The organism is Clostridium sp. TF11-13AC (assembly GCF_003481065.1).
Taxonomy (GTDB): domain Bacteria; phylum Bacillota; class Clostridia; order Lachnospirales; family Lachnospiraceae; genus Otoolea; species Otoolea fessa.
The window spans coordinates 142,684-169,621 of record NZ_QUKJ01000005.1 but is presented as its reverse complement, the minus strand read 5'-3'; the positions used below and the strand labels follow the sequence as shown (position 1 = coordinate 169,621).

The window sequence follows — 26,938 nt, the reverse complement described above, 5'->3', positions numbered from 1 at the left end:
ATGCGGTATAATGTATTCCTAGATACAGTAATAAAAGTAAGAATATTCGTATTTACTGCATAAAAATACAAAAGCAGCGAATAGAAATGAGGAGGAATTTATTATGAAAAAGAAATTAGCAGCAATCGCTATGGCAACTGCTATGGCAGCATCGTTAGCAGCATGCTCTTCCAAACCGGCAGAGACAACCGCAGCCGCAGAGGAGAATGAGGAGACAACCGCAGAGGCAGCAGAGGGCAGCGAGGCAGCAGAAGCTGGCGACAGCGCATTTGCAGGAAAGACTCTGGTTATGTCCACCAACGCTGAGTTCGCACCGTATGAGTACCACGATGGAAATGATATCGTAGGTATCGACGTAGATATTGCAAACGCTATCTGCGAGGATATGGGAGCATCTCTGGAAATCACCGACGTAGCATTCGATTCTATCATCCCGGAGGTTCAGTCCGGCAAAGCTGATTTCGCAGCAGCAGGTATGACTGTTACCGAGGATCGTCAGACCCAGGTGGATTTCTCTGACACTTACGCAATCGGCGTTCAGTCTGTTATCGTAACAGAGGACAGCGACATCGCATCCCTGGATGATTTAAAGGGCAAGCAGATCGGCGTTCAGCAGGGTACCACCGGCGACCTGTACTCCACCGATGATTTCGGCGAGGAGAGCGTACAGAGATTTTCCAAGGGCGCCGATGCAGTACAGGCGCTGTCCACTGGCAAGATCGATGCAGTTATCATTGACAACAAACCGGCACAGGTATTTGTAGACGAGAATGAAGGCTTAAAGCTTCTGGAAACACCGTATGCAGAAGAAGAGTACGCAATCGCAGTTAAGAAGGGCAATACAGAGCTTCTGGACGCTATCAACGCATCCATCGCAAACCTGAAAGAGTCTGGAAAACTGGACGAGATCGTTGAAAAATACATTACCGCTGAGTAATATAAAAGAGAATTGAAATGAATCGTCAGATGGATGGATTCAGGTGATCCGGAAAACACCCAGAGTGCTTCCGGTATCTGACGGAACGGAAAAAGGTTGCTGCAGAATGGCGAAAACACGGTTCGGCGGCAGCCCTTTTTCAAGTCTATATCACCTTACAAGGAGGAAAACAGATTGGAGAAACTCAAGCAGGCCTTATATTTAAACCTGATCAAGGATGACAGGTGGCAGTATTTGACAGGGGGCCTAAAAAATACCCTGATCATCACGTTATTTGCGACCCTGATCGGCATTGCCCTTGGTCTGCTGATTGCGATTGTCCGTGCAACTCACGACAAAACCGGAAAAATGAAATTTTTAAATGGTGTCTGCCAGGTATATCTGACGGTCATCCGGGGAACGCCGGTTGTCATCCAGCTGATGATTTTCTACTACTGTATTTTTGTATCGCGTGTATTTGCTGGCGTCTTTGTCGGTGTGATCGCGTTTGGTCTTAACTCGGCAGCGTATGTAGCGGAGATCTTCCGTTCCGGTATCATGTCGATCGACGAGGGACAGATGGAGGCAGGTCGAAGCCTTGGTTTTAACTATGTGCAGACGATGCGCTATATCATTATGCCGCAGGCATTTAAAAACGTACTTCCGGCACTTTGCAATGAGTTTGTTGTTCTTCTGAAAGAGACTTCGGTAGCCGGTTACGTGGCGGTGCAGGATCTGACGAAGGGCGGCGATATCATCCGTTCCAGAACGTATGACGCGTGGACACCGCTTCTGATAGTGGCTGCTGTTTATCTGGCGCTGACGATGATCTTCAACCACTTTGCACAGAATCTGGAAAGGAGCCTGAGAAAGAATGAACGATAAAGTACAAAACGGAGAAGTGATAATTGACATCAAGGATCTTTCCAAGGCATTCGGTGATTTAAAGGTCCTGACTAATATTTCTACCCAGATACGCAAGGGGGATGTTGTCTGTGTGATCGGACCATCTGGTTCCGGTAAATCCACATTTCTGCGCTGCATGAACCTGCTGGAAACTCCGACCGGCGGACACATCTATTTTGAGGGAACGGATATCACGGATCCAAAGACAAACATTGACAAACTCCGTCAGAAAATGGGAATGGTATTCCAGCAGTTCAACCTGTTCCCGCACATGACGATTCTTGATAATATGACGCTGGCACCGATGAAACTGCTCGGACGCCCGAAGGACGAGGCGGAGACGGAAGCATTGAAACTTCTGGAGCGTGTCGGATTAAAGGAAAAGGCATCCGCCTATCCGGGACAGCTCTCCGGCGGTCAGAAACAGCGTGTGGCGATCGTCCGCGCCCTGGCAATGCATCCGGATGTGATGCTCTTTGACGAGCCAACCTCTGCGCTTGACCCGGAGATGGTAGGCGAGGTATTAAACGTAATGCGCCAGCTTGCCGAGGAACACATGACGATGGTCGTGGTTACCCATGAGATGGGCTTCGCCCGCGAGGTGGCAACCCGCGTCATGTTCATGGAGGGCGGCAACTTCATCGAAGAAAACGAACCGAAGGAGTTCTTTGAGCATCCAAAGAGCGAAAGATTGAAGGCATTTTTGAGTAAGGTGCTGTAAGGAAATTTAATATTAGGAAAAGTCCGGTAGGGAGAGAATGTCATAGCACATTTTCTTTCTGCCGGTTTTTTTTTATGCCTGTAATATCTTTATGCGTTTTCTATTATCCATCTGGTTCTTCTAATTTCCGTTTTGAAAAATGTTTATTTGGAAAGAAAAGTTGTTAAAAAAATTGCAAATATATAAAACCAAATGAAATCTCCCATCGTCTTATTAGTAGAACAGCAGAAAAGGAGGAAGATTCTGAAAAGAAGGCGGAACAGAATGTTGAGACAAAGCTGGACAGTGGGAAGCAGGAGAAAAAAGAGAATGCGGTAGAACGGTCGGGTGAAAACATTAGAACCGATAGCGCTGAGGAAGCACTTCCATATGAGCTCGTGATTGTGGAGGCAGAGAAAAAATAAATCTATAATAAAGGGGAAAGAATTGTGGAAAATGGCAGTTCTTTCCCCTTTTATGGTTTTCACACGCCTGTGCCTACCACGTCACCACCCGGTCAATCACTGTCTGCTGTTCCTGACTCGATTTCATCAGGTAAATCCGGGTTGTCTCGATGCTGTCGTGTCCTAACAGATCCGCCAGCAGGGAAATGTCATTGAACCGTTTCAAAAAATTGATGGCGTAGCGGTGCCGGAAAGAATGCGGGTACATTGTTGCCGGATTGATGCGGTAGCGCTTTGCGATATTTTTTAACTGCATCTCGATGGCGCGTGCGGAGATGCAGGTGCGGCGGCGGGTCAGGAAGAGAAAGCCGCTGTCGATGCCGCGAGAGGCAAAGTAGGGGATTGCTTCCCCGCAGAGGGAGAGGGGGAAGAACAATCGCCGTATCTTGCCGCCTTTGGAGTAGAGATCGAGATAGCCAAGCTGCAGATCCTCCATTTTGATCTGGCGCAGTTCACTGACGCGCGCGCCGGTGGAGGCGAGAAAACGCACGATGAAATACCAGAAGTAATTTTCATCCTTTTTTAGCCGCCGTTTGAGCCGGTCATAATCTTTCTGGGAGATCACTGTATCAAGGTAGGTGTGCTTCTGCTCCCGGATGGGGCGCAGGCGGTAGTGACCCGTGGGAGTGATGCGGAGTGAATCTGTGGGGGCGGATATGGGGGATTGAAAATTCGCCTTTTCATTATCCAACAATCCTCTGTTTTGCATAAAATCCAGAAACCGGTTCATCCCCAGAATCCGCGTATTCACTGTCGATGGCTTATAACATTCCAGCAGCCAGCGCCGGTACGACTGCAGGTGCTCGACTGAAAGGCTGTTATAATGCGAAAAAAACAGCCGGACGGAACAGCTGTAGACCCGGATGGTGATGGCGGCGTGCCCCTGTTTTTCAAGGTAAATGCCAAAGTCGGAAATAAGTGTTTCAAAATTCATATGTGCTTCATTTCCTCCTCTCTACCAGGTGACTACCCGGTTGACAATCTCATACTGCTCGCTGCTGGAACGACGCAGGTAAATCCGGGTTGTTTCGAGATTTTTGTGTCCAAGCAGATCGGAGAGCAGGGAAATATCGCCGCATTTTTCGATAAAACTCTTGGCAAACCGGTGGCGGAATGCATGCGGATGTACCATTTCCGGTGTCATGTGGTAGGAGAGGGCGATGGTTTTGAGCTGGCTGCGGATGCCGCCTGGAGAGATGGGGGAATCGAAGCGGTTGAGGAAGATGGGACCGTGGGATTTGTGGAGAAAGGAAAGCCATTTGAGGGTATCGGTTCGGAGTGACTGTGGGATGTAGATGCGCCGGACTTTATTTCCTTTGGAATAGATGTCCTTATAGCCGGAGAAAATATCTTCTGCCTGGAACTGAATCACCTCGCTGACCCGGACGCCGGTTGCCGCCATGAAACGGATGAGAAAATAGTAAGTGTACCGTTCATCCCGAAGCAGGCAGCGTTTCAGGTATTCATAATCCGCCTCGCTGATCATGTGATCCAGATATGTTTTCTGCTGGATTTTTACCATGGGAAGATGCCCGGGATAGAGCTTTTTAAAATCCAGGTAGGCATTCAAAGCCCGGATCCGCTGGTTGATGGTCTGCGGCTTGTAGTGCTCGAGCAGAAAGATTTTGTATAGCTTTAAATTGGGGTAAGTAATGTCACGGTAATAGGTAAAATACTGCCGTACAGCATAAGTGTAAGCGCGGAGTGTCTCATCGGCAAGGTTGCGCGTGAGCAGGTAGCGGGCAAATTCGTCCGCGGCCTTTTGGGCTCTTGCAGGTGCGGCAGCACGCGTTTGACCGGAAAGGCGTGGAATGGCAGCAGAAGTTTGCCTGGATGAGAGGGGGAGAGTGTGTTTGCTATGAGCAGCGTGTGGAAAAATATGATTTTCTATCATTTGTGGCATAATATGTAGGAACCTTCTTTCTGTATCATTGAGAAACGTCCATTGGCACAGAAAGAAAACTCTGCCGAGGCGTGGAACACACCGGAACGGATGAAAGGATGAAATGGCAGAGAAATCAATCCGGAATGCTGCTGGACGTTACAAAAGTCAATTATACAGGATTTAAAAGAAAGCGGAGAAAAAAGTGTCTCCGGTGTCTTTATCATACGGATACATTCTTTACAGGTTCATCGGTTTCACAGTTGAATTTCTTCATTAATTCCATCAGGCGGCACAGGCACTCGTCCATCGATGCCAGTTCTTCCGGGGTGTAAGCGCGCAGCCCAAACAGGGTGGAAGACAGCATTTCCTGCTTCATCTGGTTCATCATCTCACGACCGGAATCGCAGATGCGGATGTAGACGCGGCGGCGGTTGGCTGTATCGTGGATCCGCTCGACCAGACCGCGTTCCTCAAGAACCTTGATCATATGGGAGAGCTGCTGCTTTGTGATACTCAGCTTGTCCGCCAGCTCAGACATGGTATAGTCTTGATCTGCCCAGCTGTCGAGCGCGATCAGGGCAAAAAATGGAAGCGAGTTGACTTTCATATCATGGCTTGGCTGGTAGTGGCATTTCGCCAGGGAGAGAAAGCCGAGTGCAAACTCCAGGAAGTGGATACCGGTGTTTTTTAAAAGATTTGAATTTTTTTTGCCTGGATTCATAGGAAAACCTCCAAATTTAAATATCAAAGTAATAAAATGCGGTCCATTTCACAAACATAAATTGCAAACAAGGAAACATCAATTTACTTGTACTCTAGCACATCCAGACAAAAAGGTCAACAAATATAAAAAGTAAATAAATATTTACTGTTGTGGATTGACAAATAACAAAGAATGCGGTATATGTTAATGTATCACGAAACGATGTGACAGAAACACAGAAACCATCTGTCACAGACTCACAATAAGGAGAACAATCTATGGTAGAGAACACGAACGGCGGCGGAAAGCAGCCGCCCAGAAAATCATTTTTATATTATTATGGATTGGTTATGCTGATTGTCATGCTGTTAAATATTTTCCTCTTTCCATCTATGATGGATCGGACGCAGCAGGTGCGGTTTGACCAGTTCAGCGATCAGTTGAAGGAAGATAATGTCGATGAAGTGTATGTGACGACGAACAATGAGATCGTTTATACGCTGAAAAATGACAATAAAAACACAGCGTGGAATGTCACCTACAAAACCGGCGAGATTCCGGGTGTCAACCTGTATGACCTGCTGGATGGTAAGGATGTGAAATACAGTGCGGAGATCAACACACAGGCGTCCCCGCTGCTGAATTTCCTGCTGACCTGGATCCTGCCGCTGATTCTCTTTGTGGGAATCGGACAGCTCATGGGACGTTCACTGATGAAACGGATGGGCGGCGGACCCGGCAACGCAATGACGTTTGGCAAGTCGAATGCGAAGATTTATGCAGAATCCGAGACAGGTATCACATTTGCGGATGTGGCTGGCGAGGAAGAGGCGAAGGATGCGTTAAAAGAGATTGTCGATTTCCTGCATAAGCCGGAAAAATACTCGGAGATCGGTGCGGTGCTGCCGAAGGGCGCCCTGTTAGTCGGACCTCCAGGAACTGGTAAAACGATGCTGGCGAAGGCCGTTGCCGGGGAAGCACACGTTCCGTTCTTCTCGATCTCCGGTTCGGAATTTGTTGAGATGTTTGTCGGCATGGGTGCGGCGAAGGTGCGTGATTTATTTAAACAGGCCAATGAAAAAGCGCCGTGTATCGTATTTATCGACGAGATCGATACGATTGGTAAGAAGCGTGACGGCGCCGGCATGGGCGGCAATGACGAGCGCGAGCAGACGCTGAACCAGCTTCTGACTGAGATGGATGGTTTTGACGGCAAGAAGGGTGTTGTCATTCTGGCGGCGACCAACCGTCCGGAATCCCTCGATCCGGCGCTGCTTCGTCCGGGACGTTTTGACCGCCGGATTCCGGTAGAGCTGCCGGATCTGAAAGGCCGTGAGGCAATTCTGAAAGTCCATGGCAAAAAGATTAAAGTGGATGAGAGTGTGGATTACAATGAGATCGCCCGTGCCACCAACGGTGCGAGCGGCGCGGAGCTGGCAAATATTGTCAATGAGGCGGCGCTGCGGGCAGTCCGGATGGGACGAAAGACCGTGTCCCAGCAGGATCTGGAAGAGAGTGTCGAGACGGTTATTGCCGGATATCAGAAGAAGGATGCCGGTGTTTCCGGGGATGAGAAGAAGATTGTCTCCTACCATGAGATCGGTCATGCGCTGGTAGCGGCGCTGCAGACGCACTCGGCTCCGGTCCACAAGATTACGATTGTGCCGCGAACCTCCGGGGCACTCGGATATACGATGCAGGTGGAGGCGGATCAGCGCTTCCTGATGAGCAGGGAAGAGGCGTTCAACAAGATCGTGACACTGACCGGCGGCCGTGCGGCGGAGGAGCTGATCTTCCATTCTATCACGACTGGGGCTTCGAATGATATCGAACAGGCAACCAAGATCGCCCGTGCGATGGTGACGCGTTACGGCATGAGTGACCATTTCGGCATGGTAGCGCTCGAGACGGTCAACAACGCCTACTTAGGCGGCGATACTTCCCTGGCTTGTTCGGCAGAGACGGCGGCGAGGGTCGATGAGGAAGTGATTGCGCTGGTAAAGAGCGCGTATGAGAAAGCGAAAGCTATTCTTTCCGGGCATGAGGATAAGCTTCATGAGCTGGCAGACTATCTTCTGGATAAGGAGACGATCACCGGTGAGGAGTTTATGAAGATTCTGGAAGAGAAGAAAGAGGATGGCGAGGCAGAGGCTTAAAACAGAGCCGTGTATTATAAGGTGGACGGTTACGTGTTTGCCGAAGTTATAAGAGAAATCAGTTACAGTGAGCTGAGCAGGTATCAGGCATTTTGAAAGGAAATGTCTGGTGCCTGTTTTTGTGTTGTCTGCGTCGAAAAAAGATGCTGGCAGCTGATTCCTCCGGTGTTCCCTTCCTGCATATCGGGGGATTACAGGAGAGAAAAAGAAATAAGTAAAACTTATGAAAAGAGATTAATAAATATCACAGTAAAAATCAGGCAAATTCCTTGAAAATCGTCTGTAAATATGCAATAATATTTCCTGTATCGATCCAAATTTTCGGGAATGCGGTTTTATTTTCGGATTTCAGGTTCTGCGAGGGAATTCTGACAAACGATGAGAAAGGGAGAGAACCGCATTCGCAGGCATTCTTAGGAGGAAATGTTATGAGAAAAGTAGTAAGCGTGTTACTGAGCGCTGCCATGGCGCTGTCCCTGTGTGCAGGCTGTTCTTCTTCGTCTTCTGATACAGCGGATACGAAGGCAGCGGAGGAAAAGGGAGCTGACGCGGCAGACACAGAAGCAGGCGAGGCAGCAGAGGGCGTGATGCCGGCAGTTGCTAAAGAGGATCTGAAGGTCGGAGTGATTCATATTGGAAATCCGGCGGATGGTTCCGGTTATAGCTATACGCATGATCAGGGTATCGTAGCGATGCAGAAAGCCGTTGGTCTGGAGGATGATCAGATTATCCGCAAGAACAACGTAGCGGACGATGATCAGACTGCCATCGAGACAGCAATGCGCGAGTGTGTCGAGGAAGGATGCCAGATTATCTTCGCGACAAGCTGGGGCTACATGGATGCATGCGAGGCACTGGCAGAAGAATATCCGGACGTTATCTTCTCCCATGCAACCGGCTACAAATCCAACGGTGTGAACTTTAACAATTATTTTGGACGGATTTATCAGTCCCGTTACCTCACTGGTATCGCGGCTGGTTTAAAGACAGAGAGCAATAAGATCGGTTATGTCGGCGCCTGGGGCAAGGACAATGCCGAGGTTACCGGCGGATGTGACGCATTTGCAATGGGTGTATATTCTGTAAACCCGGATGCAACCGTTTACATCAAGACCACCAACAGCTGGTACGATCCGGAAGGTGAGAAACAGGCAGCCGTAGCCCTGATCAACGAGGGCTGTGATGTCATTGGACAGCACTGCGATACACCGAACCCGCAGCTGGCAGCTGAGGAAGCTGGCGTATTTGGTGTTGGTTACAACTCTGATATGAGCAAGGATGCTCCGAAGGCAGTTCTGACCTCCACCGTTTGGAACTGGGGCGCATACTATACCAAAGCTGTACAGGATCTGATTGATGGTACATGGACAGGCGAGAACTACTTCGGCGGTCTGGAGGAAGGTCTGGTAGACATTTCCCCGTTATCTGACCTGTGCGTAGATGGTACGCAGGAGAAGATCGACGAGGCACGTGCGAAGATCGAGTCTGGCGACTGGGATGTATTTGACGGCGTGATCGAGTGCAACGACGGAACCACCGTTGGCACCGAGGGCGAGCATATGTCTGATGCAGATATCACAGGCAATATTCACTGGTACTTCAAGAACATCGTAGAGAAATAATCACGGAATTATATACCTGGAAGCGATGCTGAAACAGGTTCGGAAACGCTTCCGGGTGTTGCAGATTCCAAGAGTATATAACAGATAAAAGGAGGCAGCTTCAAATGGATCCACTTTCATTTGCGGCACCTCTTTTTTCTTTTTTAGAAAATTGATTAAAAAATTGGTTAAATATTCATTTGAGGTGACGATATGACAGAACAGTATGCCATTGAGTGTAGGCAGATCACGAAAGCATTCGGAAGCGTCGTGGCGAACGATAAGATTGATCTGACCGTCCGGTACGGCGAGATTATGGCACTTTTGGGAGAAAATGGTTCCGGTAAGACAACGCTCATGAACATGCTTTCCGGTATCTACCACCCAGATGCCGGTTCGATTCTGGTTGGAGGAAAAGAAGTCTCCATAAATTCGCCGGTAGATTCGAGAAATTTAGGAATAGGTATGATTCATCAGCATTTCAAACTGGTGGATGTGTTCAGTGCGATGGATAATATCGTGCTGGGAACCAAGGGAAAACGGCTGGGAAGAAAGGCGTTGCGGGAAAAAATTGAAGCGCTTGGACAGTCATTTGGACTTGAAATTGAACCAGAGAAAAAGGTCTACGACATGTCGGTCAGCGAGAAGCAGACGGTCGAGATCCTGAAGGTATTATATAGAGGCGCCCAGATCCTGATTCTGGACGAGCCGACGGCAGTCCTGACGCCGCAGGAGACGGAGCGGCTGTTTAAAATCCTGCGCCGGATGCGAGAACAGGGCTGTGCGATTATTATTATTACCCATAAATTAAATGAGGTCCTTTCTATCAGTGACCGTGTCACGATTCTGCGAAAAGGAAAGAGCATCGAGACGGTAGAAACCGCCGGATGTGATGAGAAAAAACTTACGGAGCTTATGGTTGGACGACCAATCAGCCTGAATATCGAGCGCCCGGAGATGGAGAAGAGAGAGACTATTTTGAAGATTGTCGATCTGACCGTCGATAAGAGTGACGGCGGCGTGGCGCTGGATGATATTTCTTTTGAGATTAAAACAGGCGAGATTCTGGGCGTTGCCGGTGTTGCCGGAAGCGGTCAGAAAGAACTCTGCGAGACGCTGACCGGGTTGATGGACGCGAAAAAGGGCGCTATTTTGTACCGTAAGGAAAATATCATTGGTAAGACTCCGGCGGAGATCATCCGCCTCGGAATCAGCATGAGTTTCGTGCCGGAGGATCGTCTCGGTATGGGACTGGTTGCTTCAATGGGTATGGTTGATAATATGCTGCTCAAGTCCTATTCGGAAGGGAAAGGATTGTTTGTAGACCGGAAACCGGCGAGGGAGATGGCAGAACGCCTGATCGGAGAACTGGGAATCGTGACGCCGGGCGTTGATACGCCGGTGCGTATGATGTCGGGGGGCAATGTCCAGAAGGTACTTTTGGGACGTGAGATTGAGTCGAGCCCGCAGGTGCTGATCACGGCTTACCCGGTGCGAGGGCTTGATATTAATTCTTCCTATCTGATTTACGATCTCCTGAACCAGCAGAAGAAAAAGGGCGTGGCGGTTGTCTATATCGGCGAGGATCTGGATGTGCTTCTGGAGCTTTCAGACCGGATCATGGTACTCTGCCATGGAAAGATCACGGGTATCGTGGATGCGAAGAAGCTCACGAAAGAACAGCTGGGACTGATGATGACCGGTACCGAGGCGGGCGAGCTGGGGCTGGATAAGAGTATGGCATCCGAAAAGAAGGAGGAACAGGCATGAAAGAACCGTGGATCCGCGTTGTAAAAAAGGCGGAACTTGGAAAAAGAGAAACATTGATCCTCCGTCTGGAGGCGATCGTGCTGGCTCTGGTGGCAGGCGGATTCTTTATCCTGCTGATTGGGCAGAATCCATTTGTCATTTATCAGACGATTGTAACCGGAGCGCTGCGAAGCGAGATGGCGATACAGGCGACGGTCAAAATCATGATTCCACTTTTGATTGCGTCGCTGGGCGTGACGCTGGCATTTAAAATGAAATTCTGGAACATCGGAGCCGAGGGACAGATCATTATGGGCGGTATTTTTGCCTCGTATTTTGCCCTGTTCCATGCGAACTGGAATCACTGGCTGCTGGTGATCGTGATGTTTCTGGCAGGCGCGATCGGCGGAGGTCTGTGGGGACTCATTCCGGCGTGGTTTAAGACCCGGTATGATACGAACGAGACGCTGTTTACGCTGATGTTAAACTATATCGCGCTGAATGTCATCGTATTTTTGAGAGAGGGCGCATGGCGTGACCCAGGTTCCCAGGGATATGCGAAGATTGCCCGTTTCAATAAGAATGCGGCGCTCGATAAGGTGTTCGGCATCCAGTTCGGCTGGGTGATTGCGCTGATTCTTGTGGTAGTGATAGCGGTTTACTTAAATCGTTCCAAGCAGGGATATGAGATCAGCGTCGTGGGAGAGAGCCAGGAGACAGCCCGCTATGCCGGCATGAATGTAAAAAAAGTGGTTCTGCGGACGATGTTTCTGTCCGGCGCTGTCTGCGGCATCGGCGGCATGGTGCAGGCGACCGGTTCGGATGTCACGCTGACGACGGCAGTTGCCGGAGGTGTCGGATTTACGGCGATCATCGTGGCATGGCTGGCACAGTTGAATCCGCCGGTGATTCTGCTGGTTACCTTTTTGTTCAGCGTGCTGGAAAAAGGAAGCAGCGTAGTTCAGTCTTCATTCGGATTGTCCTCGGACTGCGCGGATGTGCTGCAGGGAATCATCCTGTTCTTCATTCTGGGATGTGAACTGTTTATACGGTATCAATTTGTATTTCGCGGAAAAGGAGGTACACGCGCATGAGCAGCGAGATCGTAATTAAATTTCTGGTGGCGGCTGTATTGGCGGGTACGCCTTTCCTTTTTGGCACGGTTGGCGAAATTTTGAGTGAGAAGGTCGGACACCTGAATCTGGGCGTCGAGGGCATGATGTCGATTGGCGCGTGCGCCGGATTCATGGTCGGCTATCAGACGGATAACTTTGTTGCGGCGCTGTTAGCTGCGGCGGTGGCTGGAATGCTGTCGGCATTGATTTACGGTGTTTTGACTGTCACATTTATGGCAAATCAGAACGTAACGGGATTGACCCTGACGATTTTCGGCGTCGGATTAGCCAATTTTATCGGTGTCTTTATGCTGGAAAAATCAGAGAACGGCACCCTGAAACTTCCGGATGCGGTGACGGCACAGATGCGTAACATCCACATCCCGGGACTCAGTGATCTGCCGGTGGTCGGAGAATTATTATTTTCCTATAACCCGTTCGTTTATCTTGGAATCATCATCGCGATTGTGGCGAGTTTCTACTTATATAAAATACAGGTTGGTTTAAATGTGCAGGCGATCGGAGAAAATCCGGGCGCAGCAGATGCGGCAGGTATCGAAGTTACAAAGTGGAGATACATTAATATCCTGCTATCCGGTGCGATCTGCGGTATCGGCGGCGCATATTGCTCGATGATCATCAACGGCGGCGTGTGGCTGCGCGACAGCGTCGGCGGTCTTGGCTGGATTTCCGTTGCCCTCGTTATCTTCGCGGCGTGGAAGCCGATCAATGTTATTTACGGTTCCTTTATTTTCGGGGCTCTGCGCGTGCTGAAATACTATGTGCCGAAAAACACGTATGCGATTCCAACGGCATTTTTCGATGCCCTTCCGTTCATTATCACCGCATTGGTGCTGGTGATCGCGTCGATGCGTAAGAATAAAGGGGCACATATCCCGGCGCATCTGGGCGAGAATTATTTCCGGGAGGAACGGTAGGAAAATGAAGGGGAACTTATAGGATTTGTGGGAGGGCTGCAAAAAGTAGTCACATGAAATAATAAGGGAAGCCCTTGATAGGTGATGTCAGATGGCGGCTTGAGGTGATAGGACGACATCAGAAATGATATAGAAATAATAGAAAAGACGGTTGTTTGTCAAAGATTTTAAAGGGATAGAACAGAAAGATCGGACGAAAACCGTCTTTTTCTGTTTGAAATGGAAGGAAAGGTTATAAAACGATGTGGCAAGTTCGGAAATTCAGAAGATAAAAGGAAGAATTTGAAAAATGAATTTCGGACATAGAAAGGCTGATGGGAGGAAAATCTATGATTGCATCGAAACAGATTGCAGAAAATTATGTGGAGACGGGCAGAAAAAAGGCGGAACTTCCGGTGTCTCATATGCTGATACTCGGCTTTTTCGCCGGAATGTTCATCGCGCTGGCAGGCGCAGGGGCGTCGGTTGCCTCGGCAGCAATGACAAATGCCTCGGCATCGCGGATTGCTTCGGCACTCGTATTCCCGGCAGGATTGGCGCTTGTGGTCTGCACCGGGGCGGAACTTTTCACTGGGAACTGCCTGATGACGATCTCGGCGCTGCAGAAACGGATTTCCGTGGGCGGGCTGTTTAAAAATCTTCTGTTTGTCTATCTGGGAAATCTGATTGGCGCGATCTTTGTGGCGGTTTTATTTGTCTACGGGCATATTCCAAGCCTGTACGGCGGCGATCTGGCGCAGGTTCTTCTGAATACAGCCGTTTCCAAGGTGACCCTGACTCTGTCGGAGGTGCTGTGCCGTGCGGTCCTCTGTAATGTGCTGGTTTGTATTGCAGTCTGGGCGGCGATGAGCTCCGAGCAGGTATCTGGCAAAATTCTGGCGCTTTATCCGCCGGTGGCGATTTTCATTCTCTGCGGCTTCGAGCATTGCATCGCCAATATGTTTTACATCCCGGCGGGGCTGATGATCATGGGCGAGTACGGTCTGGCAGCGGAAGGGCTGACGATCGGAACCTTTATTCTCAATAATCTGATTCCGGCTACGATCGGAAATATGATCGGCGGGATGCTGGTGATTGGAGGCGGGTACTGGCTGGTGTATCTTCGGGGAACGAAAAATCGTGAAATAAAATGAATGCGTGAAAAAATGAAATAGGGCGAAAGGGTATTTTTGTCTGGTCTCCATGCTAGGTTTGGAGCCGGGCGGAGGTGCCCTTTTTGTATTAGAATCGATGAAAAGTTTGACTTCTATTCCTAAGGAATATCTATGTTTAGCTGATTCAATTTTATCAAACAGAACAAATGTTTGCAAAGGCTCTTGGAATGTGTTATACTAAGCATAATTACAGGGAAGACTGTGACTATAATGACTATAAAATAAGTCAGCAGTGACATGATAAAACAGAGCAGAGTCAATGATAATTGAGGTACAGATATGGCGAAGCAATATATAAAGATACGAGGTGCCAATGAGCACAATCTGAAAAACATTTCCATTGATATTCCGAGAAATGAGCTGGTCGTCCTGACCGGACTTTCTGGTTCGGGTAAATCATCTCTGGCATTTGACACGATCTATGCCGAAGGGCAGCGGCGGTATATGGAGTCCCTGTCGTCCTATGCGCGTCAGTTCTTAGGTCAGATGGAAAAGCCGGATGTCGAGAGCATCGAGGGCTTGTCCCCGGCGATCTCTATCGACCAGAAATCGACGAATCGGAATCCGCGTTCGACGGTCGGCACAGTGACGGAGATCTATGATTATATGCGTCTTTTGTACGCACGGATCGGTATTCCGCATTGCCCGAAGTGCGGTCGTGAGATCCGCCGCCAGACGGTTGATCAGATGGTTGACCAGATCATGGCGCTGCCGGAGCGCACGAAGATCCAGCTTCTTGCCCCGGTCGTGCGCGGGCGGAAAGGACGCCACGAGAAAGTGCTGGAGCAGGCAAAGAAGAGCGGCTATGTCCGTGTGCGGGTGGACGGCAGCTTATACGAGCTTTCCGAGGAGATCACGCTGGATAAAAACATCAAGCACAATATTGAGATTGTGGTCGATCGTCTGGTGGTCAAGCCGGGGATTGAGAAACGCCTCTCGGATTCGATTGAGACGGTCATGGGACTTTCCAATGGCCTGATGCTGGCCGATACGGCGGTTCGGGATGAAAACGGCGAAGAAAAGCACGATACCCTGACGTTCAGTCAGAATTTCTCCTGTCCGGACTGCGGCATCAGCGTGGATGAGGTCGAGCCGCGCAGCTTCTCCTTCAACAATCCGTTCGGCGCGTGTCCGGATTGTTTCGGACTTGGTTATAAGATGGAGTTTGACGAGGATCTGATGATTCCGGACAAGAGTTTGAGCATCAACCAGGGTGCGATCACGGCGATGGGATGGCAGTCCTGCACGGACAAAACGAGCTTTTCCGGCGCGATCTTAAATGCATTGGCAAAAGAATACGATTTCAGTCTGGATACTCCGTTTGAGGATTATCCGAAGGAGATCCATGATATTTTAATTTACGGAACCGGCGGCAAGGTTGTGAAGGTGTATTACCGTGGACAGCGTGGCGAGGGAATTTATGATATTGCCTTTGAGGGGCTGATTCAGAGCATGAACCGCAAATACCGTGAGACGTTCTCTGATTCAATGAAGGCGGAATATGAGACATTTATGCGGATCACACCGTGTCCAACCTGCAAGGGGCAGCGGTTAAAAAAAGAATCTCTGGCGGTCACGGTCGGCGGGAAAAATATTTTCGAGGCGACCGATATGTCGATCGTCAAATTCCGCGAATTTATCGATGCGTTGGAGTTGACGCCGATGCAGCAGGCGATTGGTGCACCGATTTTGAAAGAAATTCGGGCGAGAATCAGCTTTCTTATCAATGTCGGTCTGGAATATCTTTCCCTGTCGCGTGCGACTGGCACGCTGTCCGGAGGCGAGGCGCAGCGAATCCGCCTGGCAACCCAGATCGGATCCGGTCTGGTCGGTGTGGCATATATTCTGGACGAGCCGAGTATCGGACTTCACCAGCGGGACAACGACAAGCTTCTGGATACCCTAAAACACCTGCGGGATCTGGGAAATTCAGTTCTGGTGGTTGAGCACGATGAAGACACGATGCGCGCGGCAGACTGTATCGTGGACATCGGTCCGGGCGCGGGCGAACACGGCGGCGAGGTCGTGGCGATCGGCACAGCGGAAGAGATCATGAAAAATGAAAAATCGATTACCGGTGCATATTTGAGCGGGCGCATTCAGATTCCGGTGCCGTCCGAGCGGCGGAAACCGACGGGATGGCTTACTGTCAGAGGAGCGGCAGAAAATAATCTGAAAAATATCGATGTTAAATTTCCGCTGGGCGTGATGACCTGCGTGACGGGCGTTTCTGGTTCGGGAAAGAGCTCACTTGTCAATGAGATTCTTTATAAAGCGCTGGCAAAGAAGCTGAACCGCGCACACACGATTCCGGGAAAACATAAGTCCATTGAGGGCGTCGAGCAGCTCGATAAGATTATCGCGATCGACCAGTCTCCGATCGGGCGGACGCCGCGTTCCAATCCGGCAACCTATACGGGGGCATTTGATCTGATCCGGGATCTGTTTGCGGCATCTACGGATGCCAAGGCAAAAGGCTACAATAAAGGACGTTTCAGCTTCAATAAAAAAGGCGGGCGCTGTGAGGCGTGCTCCGGCGACGGCATCATCAAGATCGAGATGCATTTCCTGCCGGATATCTATGTGCCGTGTGAGGTTTGCGGCGGCAAGCGCTATAACCGGGAAACGCTGGAGGTCAAATATAAGGGGAAAAGCATCTATGATGTCCTCAATATGACGGTCGAGGAGGCGATGAAATTCTTCGAAAATGTGCCGTCCATACACCGGAAGATTGCGACACTCTACGATGTAGGACTTTCCTATATCCGTCTGGGACAGCCATCCACCGAGCTGTCCGGTGGAGAGGCACAGCGAATCAAGCTGGCGACGGAGTTGAGCAAGCGTGGAACCGGCAAGACGATCTATATTCTGGACGAACCGACTACGGGACTTCATTTTGCCGATGTACACCGTCTGATTGAGATATTAAGACGTTTGTCGGATGGTGGAAATACCGTGGTTGTCATTGAACATAACCTGGATGTCATCAAAACTGCTGACTACCTGATCGACATCGGACCGGAAGGCGGCGAGGGCGGCGGAACCGTGATTGCGAAAGGAACACCGGAAGAGGTGGCAGCGACGCCGGGATCGTATACGGGGAAGTATGTGAAGAAATATTTAAATGTTTAGGACAATAAGCGGGAATCCTCGGCAATTCAATTACCGAGATGAAAGCGCAGGGGGTGCATATCTGCACAATGCAAATAGTATAATAATTCTCATCCTTTGCTCTCAGTTGAGAAGCCCCACCTCTTTAGGTGGCGAGTAATAACAAATTTGTCTCAGTGGGAGTTAGGTCTCCGGTTGAGATAAACGCTCCGCGAGGATGCGCAGTGATTCTGCATAGAATATGCATTTTTACTTGCGGATAGAAATTTTCTGCACTGAAAATTCCGTACGATATCATACTGGTAGCGGATTTTGCCGATGCTTCGCTGACCAGAATCACGCGCCAAGTCTCACGGATGTTCGACTTGAATTGAATCGAAAAGTATTTTTCTGGAAAAAGTGCCTGAAAATACCGTAAAAATGGCTTGTCTTTAATTGCCGGGTATTTTATAATAAAAGTTACAGGAATTGACAGGAAGAGAACGTGGTATAGCTGCTGAACAGATTGCGACCGGTTATTTTTCGATTGGCGGCGATGTGGCTGAAACGGAGCGATTACCTGCGGCAGCAGTATGACTGTTACAGTTCACATGTTGTGCAAGCGTGTGACCATAAATCCTGGAAGTTGATTCGAAGCTACAAGTTGATGAAGTACGGATCGCAGCATAAAATTATAGGAGGAATACTCGTGGAGAAAGAGATGATCATTGTACTGGACTTTGGCGGACAGTACAATCAGTTGATTGCCAGAAGAGTAAGAGAGTGTAACGTATATTGTGAGGTTCATCCTTACACCCTGCCGCTGGAAAAAATCAAAGAGATGAACCCGAAGGGTATCATTTTCACCGGCGGACCGAACAGTGTATACAAGGAGGAATCTCCGAGATGTTCAAAGGAAATCTTTGATCTGGGAATCCCGGTACTGGGTATCTGCTATGGCGCACAGCTGATGTCCTACCTGTTAGGTGGCGAGGTTGCCACAGCACCGGTCAGCGAATACGGAAAGACTGAGGTAGAGGTAGACACAACATCTAAGCTGTATGAGGGTGTATCCCCGAAGACCATCTGTTGGATGAGCCATACCGACTATATTTCCAAGGCGCCGGAAGGTTTCCGTGTGACAGCCCATACTCCGGTCTGCCCGATTGCAGGTATGGAAAATGAAGAAAAAGGCTGGTACGGCATCCAGGCACATCCGGAGGTACTTCATACACAGGAAGGCTCCAAGATGCTGCATAACTTCGTATACAGTGTCTGCCATTGTGCAGGTGACTGGAAGATGGATGCGTTCGTAGAGAAATCCATCGAAGAAATCCGTAAAAAAGTAGGAAATGGTCGTGCCCTTCTGGCTCTGTCCGGCGGCGTAGACTCTTCCGTAGCAGGTGTCCTGATGGCGAAAGCGATCGGCGACCAGCTGACCTGCGTATTCGTCGATCACGGTCTGCTTCGTAAAAACGAGGGTGACGAGGTAGAGGCAGTATTTGGTCCGAACGGTCCGTACAAGCTGAACTTCATCCGTGTCAATGCACAGCAGCGTTTCTACGATAAGCTGGCAGGTGTAACCGATCCGGAGCGCAAGCGTAAGATCATCGGCGAAGAGTTCATCCGCGTATTTGAGGAGGAAGCAAAGAAGATTGGCAAAGTAGATTACTTCGTACAGGGTACGATTTACCCGGATGTAATTGAATCCGGTCTTGGAAAATCCGCTGTTATCAAGTCCCACCACAACGTAGGCGGACTTCCGGAACACGTAGATTTCAAGGAGATCATCGAGCCGTTGCGTATGCTGTTTAAAGATGAGGTCCGCCGCGCCGGTCTGGAGCTTGGTATTCCGGAAAATCTGGTATACCGTCAGCCGTTCCCGGGTCCGGGACTTGGCGTTCGTATCATCGGTGAGGTAACCGCAGAGAAGGTACGCATCGTACAGGATGCAGACGCTATCTACCGCGAGGAGATCGCAAAAGCAGGTATCGACCGCACACTCGGTCAGTACTTCGCAGCCCTGACCAATATGCGTTCCGTAGGCTGCATGGGCGATGTCAGAACCTATGACTATGCCATCGCACTTCGTGCCGTCCTCACATCCGACTTCATGACCGCAGAATCCGCAGAACTTCCGTGGGAAGTACTCGGAAAAGTCACAAGCCGAATTGTAAATGAGGTGAAAGGTGTAAACCGCGTACTGTATGATTGCACGGGGAAACCGCCGGCTACGATTGAGTTTGAATAAACAAAAATGTTTAGTGAATCCGGCATTTATGCGGGTTTGCAGCACTTTTAAAAGTCTTTTGATAACAATTTGATAACGGTTGCATGAGAGCCATTATTCTTGTAATCCAGTGGTTTTAGGGTTAGAGAATGATTGACAGGTGGTTGTGCAACAAATAAATCCATATTTATCTAAAAAGCCCTTAGCTGTGGGTATAAAACTCATAGCTAAGGGCTTTTGTCGTGCTTATTTATCTGGTTTAAGTTTGTCTTGGAACATTTCGATCGTAAATGGTAAACCACACATCTCTAGAACTACACCTCCAAGTTTGAGATAATGTTGGAAAAGTTGTACAATACACTTTTTCCATTTTTCACACTAGGAGGTCAATTATGAACACCAAACTTGCCACAGCACAGATCTGTGTAAAAAACTGGGCTGCTATTATTCAGGAGCGCAACGAATCTGGTCTGTCTGTCAAAGATTATTGTGCACAGCATCAGCTTTCATGAGACTCTTATTATTACTGGCTCCGCAAAGTGAAAGAGGCCCTGCTTGTAGAAAGCGGCTTTGTTGAAGTAACGCAGCCAAAGCAGTTCCCTGTGCAGAGGTCTGTAACAGCTGATCCAAATGAAATTTTCGCTTCTTCTGTTATACTGGATCCATAAAAGCGAAGGAGACTGATCGTCCGTATGGCACTTGCGTTATCAAAAGAACAGCTGGCAAAACTGAATAAAAAAGATATCCTGCAGCTCTTGCTTGAAAGCATGGAGCAGGAAAAAGAATTACGTAGCCAGCTGGCTGTTCTTACGGATGAGTTGAAACGGACAAACCAGCAGATGCAGGTGATCCTTGAAAAATGGAACCTTGCGCAGGCAACTCGCTTTGGACGTTTTTCTGAAAAAATGATATATGATACCGGAGCCTGCCAGCAGTTGGAACTAGCCATCATGTACGCGGAATGTTTCAATGAAGCAGAAGCATGTTTTTTACGGCAAATCTTGCTAATAACCCCAAGTTTCGCCTATAATAGGATTCAGTATGAATAATAGAAAGAAGGGGGTTAAGCAATGCAGGCATATACATATATTTCTAAGGGAAAGTTTGAATTAGTGGAAAAACCAAAACCGGTGCTTATGCACGAACGGGATGCGATTGTAAAGGTAACACTGGCCAGCATCTGTTCCAGTGATCTGCATATCAAACACGGAAGTGTGCCGCGGGCGGTCCCTGGAATTACAGTCGGTCATGAGATGGTAGGAATTGTGGAAGAAGTTGGGTCAGCGGTGACCCATGTGAAGCCGAGGGACAGAGTCACTGTAAACGTAGAGACCTTCTGTGGTGAATGCTTTTTCTGTAAAAATGGATATGTAAATAACTGTACGGACGAGAATGGCGGCTGGGCCCTGGGATGCCGTATCGACGGCGGGCAGGCCGAATATGTGCGGGTTCCATTTGCAGATCAGGGATTAAATAAGATTCCGGATGGAGTGACGGACCGGCAGGCACTGTTTGTGGGAGATGTGCTGGCGACCGGCTATTGGGCGGCGAGAATCTCTGAGATCACGGAGGAAGATACGGTTTTGATCATCGGTGCCGGTCCGACGGGTATTTGTACCCTTCTATGCGTAATGTTAAAGAAACCGAAACGAATCATTGTCTGCGAGAAAGATGAAAACCGTATCCGCTTTATAAAGGAGCATTATCCGGATGTATACACCGTTTCACCGGAGGAATGTCTGGAATATGTTCAGAAAAACAGTGATCACGGCGGAGCCGATGTGGTCCTTGAGGTGGCAGGAGCCCCCTCTACTTTCCGGTTAGCCTGGGAATGTGCAAGGCCTAATGCAATCGTCACAGTGGTAGCGCTCTATGACGAAGCCCAGACGCTGCCGCTTCCGGATATGTATGGCAAGAATCTTACCTTTAAAACCGGCGGTGTAGATGGATGCGACTGTGAGGAGACGCTTCGCCTCATTGCAGAGGGCAAGATCGATACGGAACCGCTTATTACCCATACCTATCCGCTTAGCCGGATCGAAGATGCATACGAGCTTTTTGAGAACAAGAAAGATGGAGTGATTAAGGTAGCGGTGGAGTGCTAGTTGGATAAAGAAAGGTAAGAGATACATGCAGAACATCAGATGGGCAGTTCTTGGAACCGGAGTGATTGCAAATGAAATGGCCGTGGCCTTAAAGAAAAACGGGCGAAACATCGATGCGGTGGGTAACAGAACCCATGAGAAAGCGGTTGCATTTGCAGAAAAATATGGGATAAAAAAGGTATATGATAATTATAATGACATGTTTACAGACCCGGATATTGATGTAATCTATATCACAACTCCCCATAATACCCATATTAATTTTATGCGCAGGGCAATTGAGAATGGAAAGCACATTCTGGTCGAAAAATCTATCACCTTAAACAGCCGGGAACTGGATGAGGCAATTGCTCTGGCGGATAAAAAGGGTGTTGTCATAGGTGAGGCCATGACGATTTATCATATGCCGATTTATAAAAAGCTTAAAGAGATTCTTGAGTCAGGGAAACTTGGAAAGGTGAATCTGATCACTATGAATTTTGGAAGCTTCAAAGAATATGATATGAACAACCGCTTTTTTAATAAAAACCTGGCAGGAGGTGCCATGCTGGATATCGGGGTGTACGCGCTTTCCTTTATTCGGTGGTTTATGGATTCCAAGCCAGATCAGCTTTTATCCCAGGTAAAACCGGCACCTACAGGAGTGGATGAACAGGCAGGATTGCTGCTGATGAATCAGGAAGACCAGATGGCATCTGTCATGTTGTCGCTGCATTCCAAGCAGCCGAAAAGAGGCATGGTATCCTGTGAAAAGGGATATATAGAAATCATGGAATATCCGAGAGCCTGGGAAGCGAGAATCACCTATACAGATTCCGGAGAAACGGAAGTGATTCAGGCCGGCGAGCATGCAGATGCGCTGGCCTATGAGCTGGCGGATATGGAGAAAGCCATCCGTGGGGATGCAGAATGCATGCATTTGGATTATACAAAAGATGTGATGGATATGATGACGGAATTCAGAAAAGAATGGGGATTTCAGTATCCGGAGGAGATGTAAATTATGGTACGAAAACATATCTTTTTTTCCGGCGATGTCCAGGGAGTCGGCTTCCGTTACCGCTCTTTTTATATCGCCCAGTCCCTTGGCCTGACCGGCTGGGTGGAGAACCTGTGGGACGGAAGAGTGGAGATGGAAGTGCAGGGAAGCGAAGTTTCCATTCGGGAAATGTTAGCTAGGATTCAGCAGCAGAGATGGATCAACGTGACGGATATGGAGATCACAGAGATTCCCTGTGAAGAAGAACGGGGATTTAAGATAAGATAAAAACGAGGGGGATGTTACTATGTTTATCAATTTTTCCAATCATCCAAGCAAACTTTGGGCAGAGGAAGAGAGAAATGCGGCTCTTCAGTATGGCACGATTGAGGATCTGGCCTTTCCGCAGGTTCCGGAAGGCGCAGTCTAATCACTGGCTAAGCCAGTGGTCATGATTTGCATTACCAGAGCCAATTCCATTTTTGGGTATATAAAAATACAGGAAAATGACAAAAAACATGTAAATTTTTAGTTGGCTTTTTAGCATTCTATGGTACACTAATATGGTATATCAAAAAATGGGAGGAAGACTCAAAAATGAGCAAAAAAGAAGAAAAAGGGCTAAAGTCCTTTAACAAGGGATTCCAAGTGCCTGATACTTACATTATCATCTTTTTAGTAGTTGTTATCGCAGCACTTCTGACATTCCTTGTACCAAAGGGATTTTATGAAACACAGGATATTTCATATATGATCAATGGTGTTGAGAAAACCCGTACAGTAATCAAGGACGGAAGTTTCCAGTATCTGACAGATGATGCAGGAAATGTAGTAACAGAAGGAGTAGCACTCTTTAGCGGAGATGGTGGAACAGGATTCTTCAACTATATGTATAACGGAATCGTAAATAGTTCTGCAATCGAGATTATCGCATTCCTTATGGTAGTAGGTGGTGCATTTGGTATCATGATCCGTACAGGTGCGATTGAATCTGGATTGATCGGATTGATCCGTAAGGCCAAGGGAGCAGAAAAACTACTGATTCCGATACTTTTCGTACTGTTTTCTCTTGGTGGAGCAGTTTTCGGAATGGGAGAAGAAGCGCTTCCGTTTACTATGATTCTTTGTCCGTTGTTTGTAGCAGTTGGATATGATTCAGTTATCGCAGTTCTTGTTACTTATGTTGCCACACAGATTGGTTTCGGTTCATCTTGGATGAATCCGTTCTCTGTAGGCATTGCACAGGGTATTGCAGGTATTGACGTATTCTCCGGTGCAGGATTCCGTATGGTAATGTGGGTCGTATTTACAGCACTCGGCTGTGGAATGACTATGTTCTATGCATCAAAGATTAAAAAGAATCCGACAATCTCAATCGCATATAAGACGGATTCATATTTCCGTGAGCAGAATGAAACAACAGGAATTGACGAAGGACATTCATTTGGTCTTGGACACATTTTAGTCCTTCTGACACTGGCTGTTACAGTAGTATGGGTAGTTTGGGGAGTTATGACTCAGGGATACTACATGCCGGAGATTGCAACACAGTTCTTTATTATGGGAATTGTTTCCGGTGTGTTTGGAGTTATCTTTAAACTGAATGATATGAAACTGAATGATATTGCAACATCTTTCAAAGATGGAGCAAAAGACCTGATCGGTGCTGCCCTTGTCGTTGCTATGGCACAGGGAATCATGCAGGTTCTTGGTGGTTCTGATCCGACAACACCTACAGTTATTAATACAATTATGTATAATATTTCAAATGCATTGTCTGGAGTTTCCGGAGCAGTTGCAGCCGTACTTATGTATCTGTTCCAGTCCGTATTTAACTTCTTCGTTGTATCCGGAACAGGACAGGCTGCCATCACAATGCCGATCATGGCTCCGCTGTCAGACCTGTTAGGTGTTTCGCGTCAGACAGCTGTAGTTGCATTCCAGCTTGGTGATGCATTTACAAACCTGATTGTTCCTACATCCGGATGCTTGATTGGATCTCTTGCAATTGCAAAGATTGAGTGGTCTAACTGGATTAAATTCATGTGGAAATTCCTTGGTGTCTTAATGATTGGTGCAATCATTACAGTTCTTGTTGCAGTTGGAATTGGATTCTAAAATATGTATTTTATCTCAGTCGAGAAGACTCCCACCTCTTTTGGTGGCGAGTAATAGAAAATTTGTCTCAGTGGGAGTGATTTGTGATGAAATTAATTCAGAATATTGATGTTTATGCTCCACAGCATCTGGGGAAAAAAGATGTACTTATAATCAATGATAAGATTGTTAAGATTAAAGATGCGGGTTCTATATCCGCAGACGGATTTCTTTCTGAGACAGAAAGGATCAATGGAGAGGGGCTACTTTTAACTCCGGGATTCATTGATAGTCATGTTCATGTACTCGGAGGTGGTGGCGAAGGCGGATTCGCCAATCGTACTCCGGAAGCAACCATGGAAGGACTTACGAAGTTTGGAGTGACAACCGTTGTTGGCTGCCTTGGAACAGATGGAATCGGTCGTGATATGTGTGCACTGGTTGCAAAGACAAAAGGATTGAATGAGCAGGGAATGTCTGCATACTGTTATACCGGAAGTTATCAGATTCCGGTCCGCACGTTGACTGACAGTATTGTGAAAGATATTATGATGATTCAGGAAATCATTGGAACGGGAGAAATCGCGATCTCTGATCATCGTTCTTCACAGCCGACTTTCGAGGAATTTGCACGTGTCATTGCGGATACAAGGATTGGTGGTGTTCTTTCCGGGAAAGCTGGCATTGTAAATGTTCATCTGGGCGATAGTCCGAGATGCTTAGATCTGATTGAACGAGTAGTCGATGAGACAGAGATACCGGCAACTCAAATACTGCCAACACATATCAATCGAAATGAGATGCTTTTTGGCAAGTCGATTGAGTATGCACTGAAAGGCGGAGCAGTAGACTTTACTGGAAATGAAGATATTGACTATTGGGAAACTATCTGTGATGAGGTACGTGTATGTAATGGTATCAAACGGATGTTAGATGCAGGAGTAAATCCTGACCGCATAACAATTTCTTCTGACGGGCAGGGAAGCCTTCCGATGTACAGTAGTGATGGCAAATTCCTTGGAATGGGCGTTGGACAGTCCAGCTGCCTTCTGAAGGAAGTAAAGGAATGTGTATTTAAAACAGAAATTCCTTTAGAAATAGCAATTTCTACAATTACATCGAATCCAGCAGATATTCTTTGTCTTAAGGGAAAAGGTAAGGTTGAAGAGGGCTATGATGCGGATCTTTGTATTCTCGACCAGGAACTTCAGCTTGTTGAAGTGATTGCAAAAGGGAATACAGTTTATAAAAAATAAAGGATATCAGATGTGAGAAGCATCAGTCACTTAGTTGGCTGGTGCTTTTTTGCGTGCTTATACAGTTGATAAAATGATAACCTTGCATAAAAAGAGATGCTGTCGGCTGGTAGAATTAAAAAGAAAAAAAGTTGTTGACATACACCACAAATATAATAACAATTCTAAATGTTTGAATTATAATTATTCTATATGATAGAAGAAGGAGATAAATAATAAATGGATGATTCCTTTCACTACTTGGGAGAGTTATTCTTTTATCTATTTAAGCGACCAGCTTAAGGCAAAGTTGACGGTATATCGGACGTTTTGTCCGAAACCATAGCCTGATCCCTTCTTTTACATACGACAGTATGCCTGAGATACCTTTAGCCAGCCGATAATAGCTGAAATGGATTTTTTCTTTTATAGGGTCTGCTTTCTGTATGATTGCAACCTTCAGGGCATGCGTTTCTGATTTCATGGACATATGTGCCAGAAATGCCATGCACAGGGGAATATAAAAATTTAGGGCATTGATTGCAGTGAGCTTCCTTACGCGGAAGTTTTCAAACTGAAACATCTGCTTTTTTAGAGGTTTCTGGGCTTTGTGCTTGCAAAATGCTTGCAGTAAGTAAAATTTCTTATAATTTGAAAATACCAAGATGAAAATATCAATGAAAATATCAAGGAAAGAAATCTCTTGACATTTCCCACCAACATGCCTAAAATAATAAACAGATTGCATACATGAAATCAATCAAACCAAACAAACAAACCAAAAGCTATGATCGTGTTCTATAAGATACTGTTTCCGGTCAGAGAGAAGAGGTCAGCGGCTGTGAGCCTTTTCCCGTTCAGACAGATATCCGAATTTCCCACGGGAGCTGCATTGCTGAAATTTAGAGTAGGCAT

At 47.7% G+C, this 26,938-nt stretch carries 21 protein-coding genes; 18 read left to right on the top strand and 3 right to left on the bottom strand.

Annotated features, from left to right (window positions below):
• Nucleotides 1–103: 103 nt before the first annotated feature.
• The 3 genes from DXD12_RS11535 to DXD12_RS11525 all read left to right on the top strand — a co-directional run bounded on the left by DXD12_RS11535 (nucleotide 104) and on the right by DXD12_RS11525 (nucleotide 2,543).
• A complete protein-coding gene (locus tag DXD12_RS11535; RefSeq protein WP_117796215.1) occupies nucleotides 104–937 on the top strand; it encodes a basic amino acid ABC transporter substrate-binding protein in 834 nt (277 codons plus the stop codon).
• 174 nt (nucleotides 938–1,111) lie between these two features.
• Nucleotides 1,112–1,801: an amino acid ABC transporter permease gene (locus tag DXD12_RS11530; protein ID WP_022360148.1), complete on the top strand. Its 690-nt coding sequence runs from the start codon at nucleotides 1,112–1,114 to the stop codon at nucleotides 1,799–1,801.
• Nucleotides 1,791–2,543, top strand: a complete 753-nt coding sequence (locus tag DXD12_RS11525; protein WP_117796214.1) for an amino acid ABC transporter ATP-binding protein — start codon at nucleotides 1,791–1,793, stop codon at nucleotides 2,541–2,543. Before DXD12_RS11530 ends, DXD12_RS11525 begins: the two co-directional genes overlap by 11 nt.
• Nucleotides 2,544–3,020: 477 nt before the next feature.
• Here the strand turns inward: DXD12_RS11525 and DXD12_RS11520 are convergent, their stop codons facing one another.
• The 3 genes from DXD12_RS11520 to DXD12_RS11510 all read right to left on the bottom strand — a co-directional run bounded on the left by DXD12_RS11520 (nucleotide 3,021) and on the right by DXD12_RS11510 (nucleotide 5,592).
• A complete protein-coding gene (locus tag DXD12_RS11520) occupies nucleotides 3,021–3,920 on the bottom strand; it encodes a tyrosine-type recombinase/integrase (RefSeq protein ID WP_118481913.1) in 900 nt (299 codons plus the stop codon).
• A gap of 21 nt (nucleotides 3,921–3,941) precedes the next feature.
• Nucleotides 3,942–4,889: a tyrosine-type recombinase/integrase gene (locus DXD12_RS11515; RefSeq protein WP_243017785.1), complete on the bottom strand. Its 948-nt coding sequence runs from the start codon at nucleotides 4,887–4,889 to the stop codon at nucleotides 3,942–3,944.
• Nucleotides 4,890–5,091: 202 nt separating this feature from the next.
• A complete protein-coding gene (locus tag DXD12_RS11510) occupies nucleotides 5,092–5,592 on the bottom strand; it encodes a MarR family transcriptional regulator (protein ID WP_118481915.1) in 501 nt (166 codons plus the stop codon).
• A 260-nt stretch (nucleotides 5,593–5,852) separates the two neighbouring features.
• On the opposite strand from DXD12_RS11510, the gene ftsH reads away from it, so the two are divergent.
• The 15 genes from ftsH (at nucleotide 5,853) to iadA (ending at nucleotide 26,044) form a co-directional block, all read left to right on the top strand.
• Nucleotides 5,853–7,730, top strand: coding sequence for an ATP-dependent zinc metalloprotease FtsH (ftsH, locus tag DXD12_RS11505; RefSeq protein WP_118638393.1), 1,878 nt, complete (start codon nucleotides 5,853–5,855; stop codon nucleotides 7,728–7,730).
• Between the two features lie 428 nt (nucleotides 7,731–8,158).
• Nucleotides 8,159–9,352, top strand: coding sequence for a BMP family ABC transporter substrate-binding protein (locus tag DXD12_RS11500; protein ID WP_107000564.1), 1,194 nt, complete (start codon nucleotides 8,159–8,161; stop codon nucleotides 9,350–9,352).
• A 192-nt stretch (nucleotides 9,353–9,544) separates the two neighbouring features.
• Nucleotides 9,545–11,101, top strand: a complete 1,557-nt coding sequence (locus DXD12_RS11495) for an ABC transporter ATP-binding protein (protein ID WP_107000563.1) — start codon at nucleotides 9,545–9,547, stop codon at nucleotides 11,099–11,101.
• A complete protein-coding gene (locus tag DXD12_RS11490; RefSeq protein WP_022360157.1) occupies nucleotides 11,098–12,174 on the top strand; it encodes an ABC transporter permease in 1,077 nt (358 codons plus the stop codon). Before DXD12_RS11495 ends, DXD12_RS11490 begins: the two co-directional genes overlap by 4 nt.
• On the top strand, nucleotides 12,171–13,133 hold the full coding sequence (locus DXD12_RS11485) for an ABC transporter permease (protein ID WP_118638392.1): 963 nt from the start codon (nucleotides 12,171–12,173) through the stop codon (nucleotides 13,131–13,133). Before DXD12_RS11490 ends, DXD12_RS11485 begins: the two co-directional genes overlap by 4 nt.
• Before the next feature lie 329 nt (nucleotides 13,134–13,462).
• Nucleotides 13,463–14,266 (top strand): formate/nitrite transporter family protein, encoded by an 804-nt coding sequence (locus DXD12_RS11480; RefSeq protein WP_182457072.1) that lies wholly within the window; start codon nucleotides 13,463–13,465, stop codon nucleotides 14,264–14,266.
• A gap of 300 nt (nucleotides 14,267–14,566) precedes the next feature.
• On the top strand, nucleotides 14,567–17,419 hold the full coding sequence (gene uvrA, locus DXD12_RS11475) for an excinuclease ABC subunit UvrA (protein ID WP_118638390.1): 2,853 nt from the start codon (nucleotides 14,567–14,569) through the stop codon (nucleotides 17,417–17,419).
• Nucleotides 17,420–18,086: 667 nt separating this feature from the next.
• Nucleotides 18,087–19,628 (top strand): glutamine-hydrolyzing GMP synthase, encoded by a 1,542-nt coding sequence (gene guaA, locus DXD12_RS11470; RefSeq protein WP_118629029.1) that lies wholly within the window; start codon nucleotides 18,087–18,089, stop codon nucleotides 19,626–19,628.
• A gap of 671 nt (nucleotides 19,629–20,299) precedes the next feature.
• Nucleotides 20,300–20,656: a hypothetical protein gene (locus DXD12_RS11465; RefSeq protein ID WP_118638389.1), complete on the top strand. Its 357-nt coding sequence runs from the start codon at nucleotides 20,300–20,302 to the stop codon at nucleotides 20,654–20,656.
• A gap of 21 nt (nucleotides 20,657–20,677) precedes the next feature.
• Nucleotides 20,678–21,712 (top strand): alcohol dehydrogenase, encoded by a 1,035-nt coding sequence (locus DXD12_RS11460; RefSeq protein ID WP_118638388.1) that lies wholly within the window; start codon nucleotides 20,678–20,680, stop codon nucleotides 21,710–21,712.
• A gap of 25 nt (nucleotides 21,713–21,737) precedes the next feature.
• Nucleotides 21,738–22,712, top strand: coding sequence for a Gfo/Idh/MocA family oxidoreductase (locus DXD12_RS11455; RefSeq protein ID WP_118638387.1), 975 nt, complete (start codon nucleotides 21,738–21,740; stop codon nucleotides 22,710–22,712).
• A gap of 3 nt (nucleotides 22,713–22,715) precedes the next feature.
• Complete coding sequence (locus DXD12_RS11450; RefSeq protein WP_182457071.1) at nucleotides 22,716–22,979, top strand: acylphosphatase; 264 nt, start codon at nucleotides 22,716–22,718, stop codon at nucleotides 22,977–22,979.
• 19 nt (nucleotides 22,980–22,998) lie between these two features.
• Nucleotides 22,999–23,121, top strand: a complete 123-nt coding sequence (locus tag DXD12_RS15805) for a hypothetical protein (RefSeq protein WP_270707184.1) — start codon at nucleotides 22,999–23,001, stop codon at nucleotides 23,119–23,121.
• A gap of 167 nt (nucleotides 23,122–23,288) precedes the next feature.
• On the top strand, nucleotides 23,289–24,809 hold the full coding sequence (yfcC, locus tag DXD12_RS11445) for a putative basic amino acid antiporter YfcC (protein ID WP_118468203.1): 1,521 nt from the start codon (nucleotides 23,289–23,291) through the stop codon (nucleotides 24,807–24,809).
• Nucleotides 24,810–24,895: 86 nt separating this feature from the next.
• Nucleotides 24,896–26,044 carry a beta-aspartyl-peptidase gene (gene iadA / locus DXD12_RS11440; protein WP_118570196.1) on the top strand — a complete coding sequence of 383 codons (1,149 nt, stop codon included), beginning with the start codon at nucleotides 24,896–24,898 and terminating at the stop codon, nucleotides 26,042–26,044.
• Nucleotides 26,045–26,938 lie beyond the last annotated feature (894 nt).

Bases quoted from the DNA above. Each gene is read 5' to 3' on its own strand.
- DXD12_RS11490 (WP_022360157.1), top strand. From the start codon at position 11,098: ATGAAAGAACCGTGGATCCGCGTTGTAAAAAAGGCGGAACTTGGAAAA.
- DXD12_RS11495 (WP_107000563.1), top strand. From the start codon at position 9,545: ATGACAGAACAGTATGCCATTGAGTGTAGGCAGATCACGAAAGCATTC.
- DXD12_RS11485 (WP_118638392.1), top strand. From the start codon at position 12,171: ATGAGCAGCGAGATCGTAATTAAATTTCTGGTGGCGGCTGTATTGGCG.
- DXD12_RS11450 (WP_182457071.1), top strand. From the start codon at position 22,716: ATGGTACGAAAACATATCTTTTTTTCCGGCGATGTCCAGGGAGTCGGC.
- DXD12_RS11535 (WP_117796215.1), top strand. From the start codon at position 104: ATGAAAAAGAAATTAGCAGCAATCGCTATGGCAACTGCTATGGCAGCA.
- DXD12_RS11455 (WP_118638387.1), top strand. From the start codon at position 21,738: ATGCAGAACATCAGATGGGCAGTTCTTGGAACCGGAGTGATTGCAAAT.
- DXD12_RS11460 (WP_118638388.1), top strand. From the start codon at position 20,678: ATGCAGGCATATACATATATTTCTAAGGGAAAGTTTGAATTAGTGGAA.
- yfcC (WP_118468203.1), top strand. From the start codon at position 23,289: ATGAGCAAAAAAGAAGAAAAAGGGCTAAAGTCCTTTAACAAGGGATTC.
- DXD12_RS11525 (WP_117796214.1), top strand. From the start codon at position 1,791: ATGAACGATAAAGTACAAAACGGAGAAGTGATAATTGACATCAAGGAT.
- DXD12_RS11520 (WP_118481913.1), bottom strand. From the start codon at position 3,920: ATGAATTTTGAAACACTTATTTCCGACTTTGGCATTTACCTTGAAAAA.
- DXD12_RS11480 (WP_182457072.1), top strand. From the start codon at position 13,463: ATGATTGCATCGAAACAGATTGCAGAAAATTATGTGGAGACGGGCAGA.
- uvrA (WP_118638390.1), top strand. From the start codon at position 14,567: ATGGCGAAGCAATATATAAAGATACGAGGTGCCAATGAGCACAATCTG.
- ftsH (WP_118638393.1), top strand. From the start codon at position 5,853: ATGGTAGAGAACACGAACGGCGGCGGAAAGCAGCCGCCCAGAAAATCA.
- iadA (WP_118570196.1), top strand. From the start codon at position 24,896: ATGAAATTAATTCAGAATATTGATGTTTATGCTCCACAGCATCTGGGG.
- DXD12_RS11515 (WP_243017785.1), bottom strand. From the start codon at position 4,889: ATGCCACAAATGATAGAAAATCATATTTTTCCACACGCTGCTCATAGC.
- DXD12_RS11510 (WP_118481915.1), bottom strand. From the start codon at position 5,592: ATGAATCCAGGCAAAAAAAATTCAAATCTTTTAAAAAACACCGGTATC.
- DXD12_RS11465 (WP_118638389.1), top strand. From the start codon at position 20,300: ATGGCACTTGCGTTATCAAAAGAACAGCTGGCAAAACTGAATAAAAAA.
- DXD12_RS15805 (WP_270707184.1), top strand. From the start codon at position 22,999: ATGTTTATCAATTTTTCCAATCATCCAAGCAAACTTTGGGCAGAGGAA.
- DXD12_RS11500 (WP_107000564.1), top strand. From the start codon at position 8,159: ATGAGAAAAGTAGTAAGCGTGTTACTGAGCGCTGCCATGGCGCTGTCC.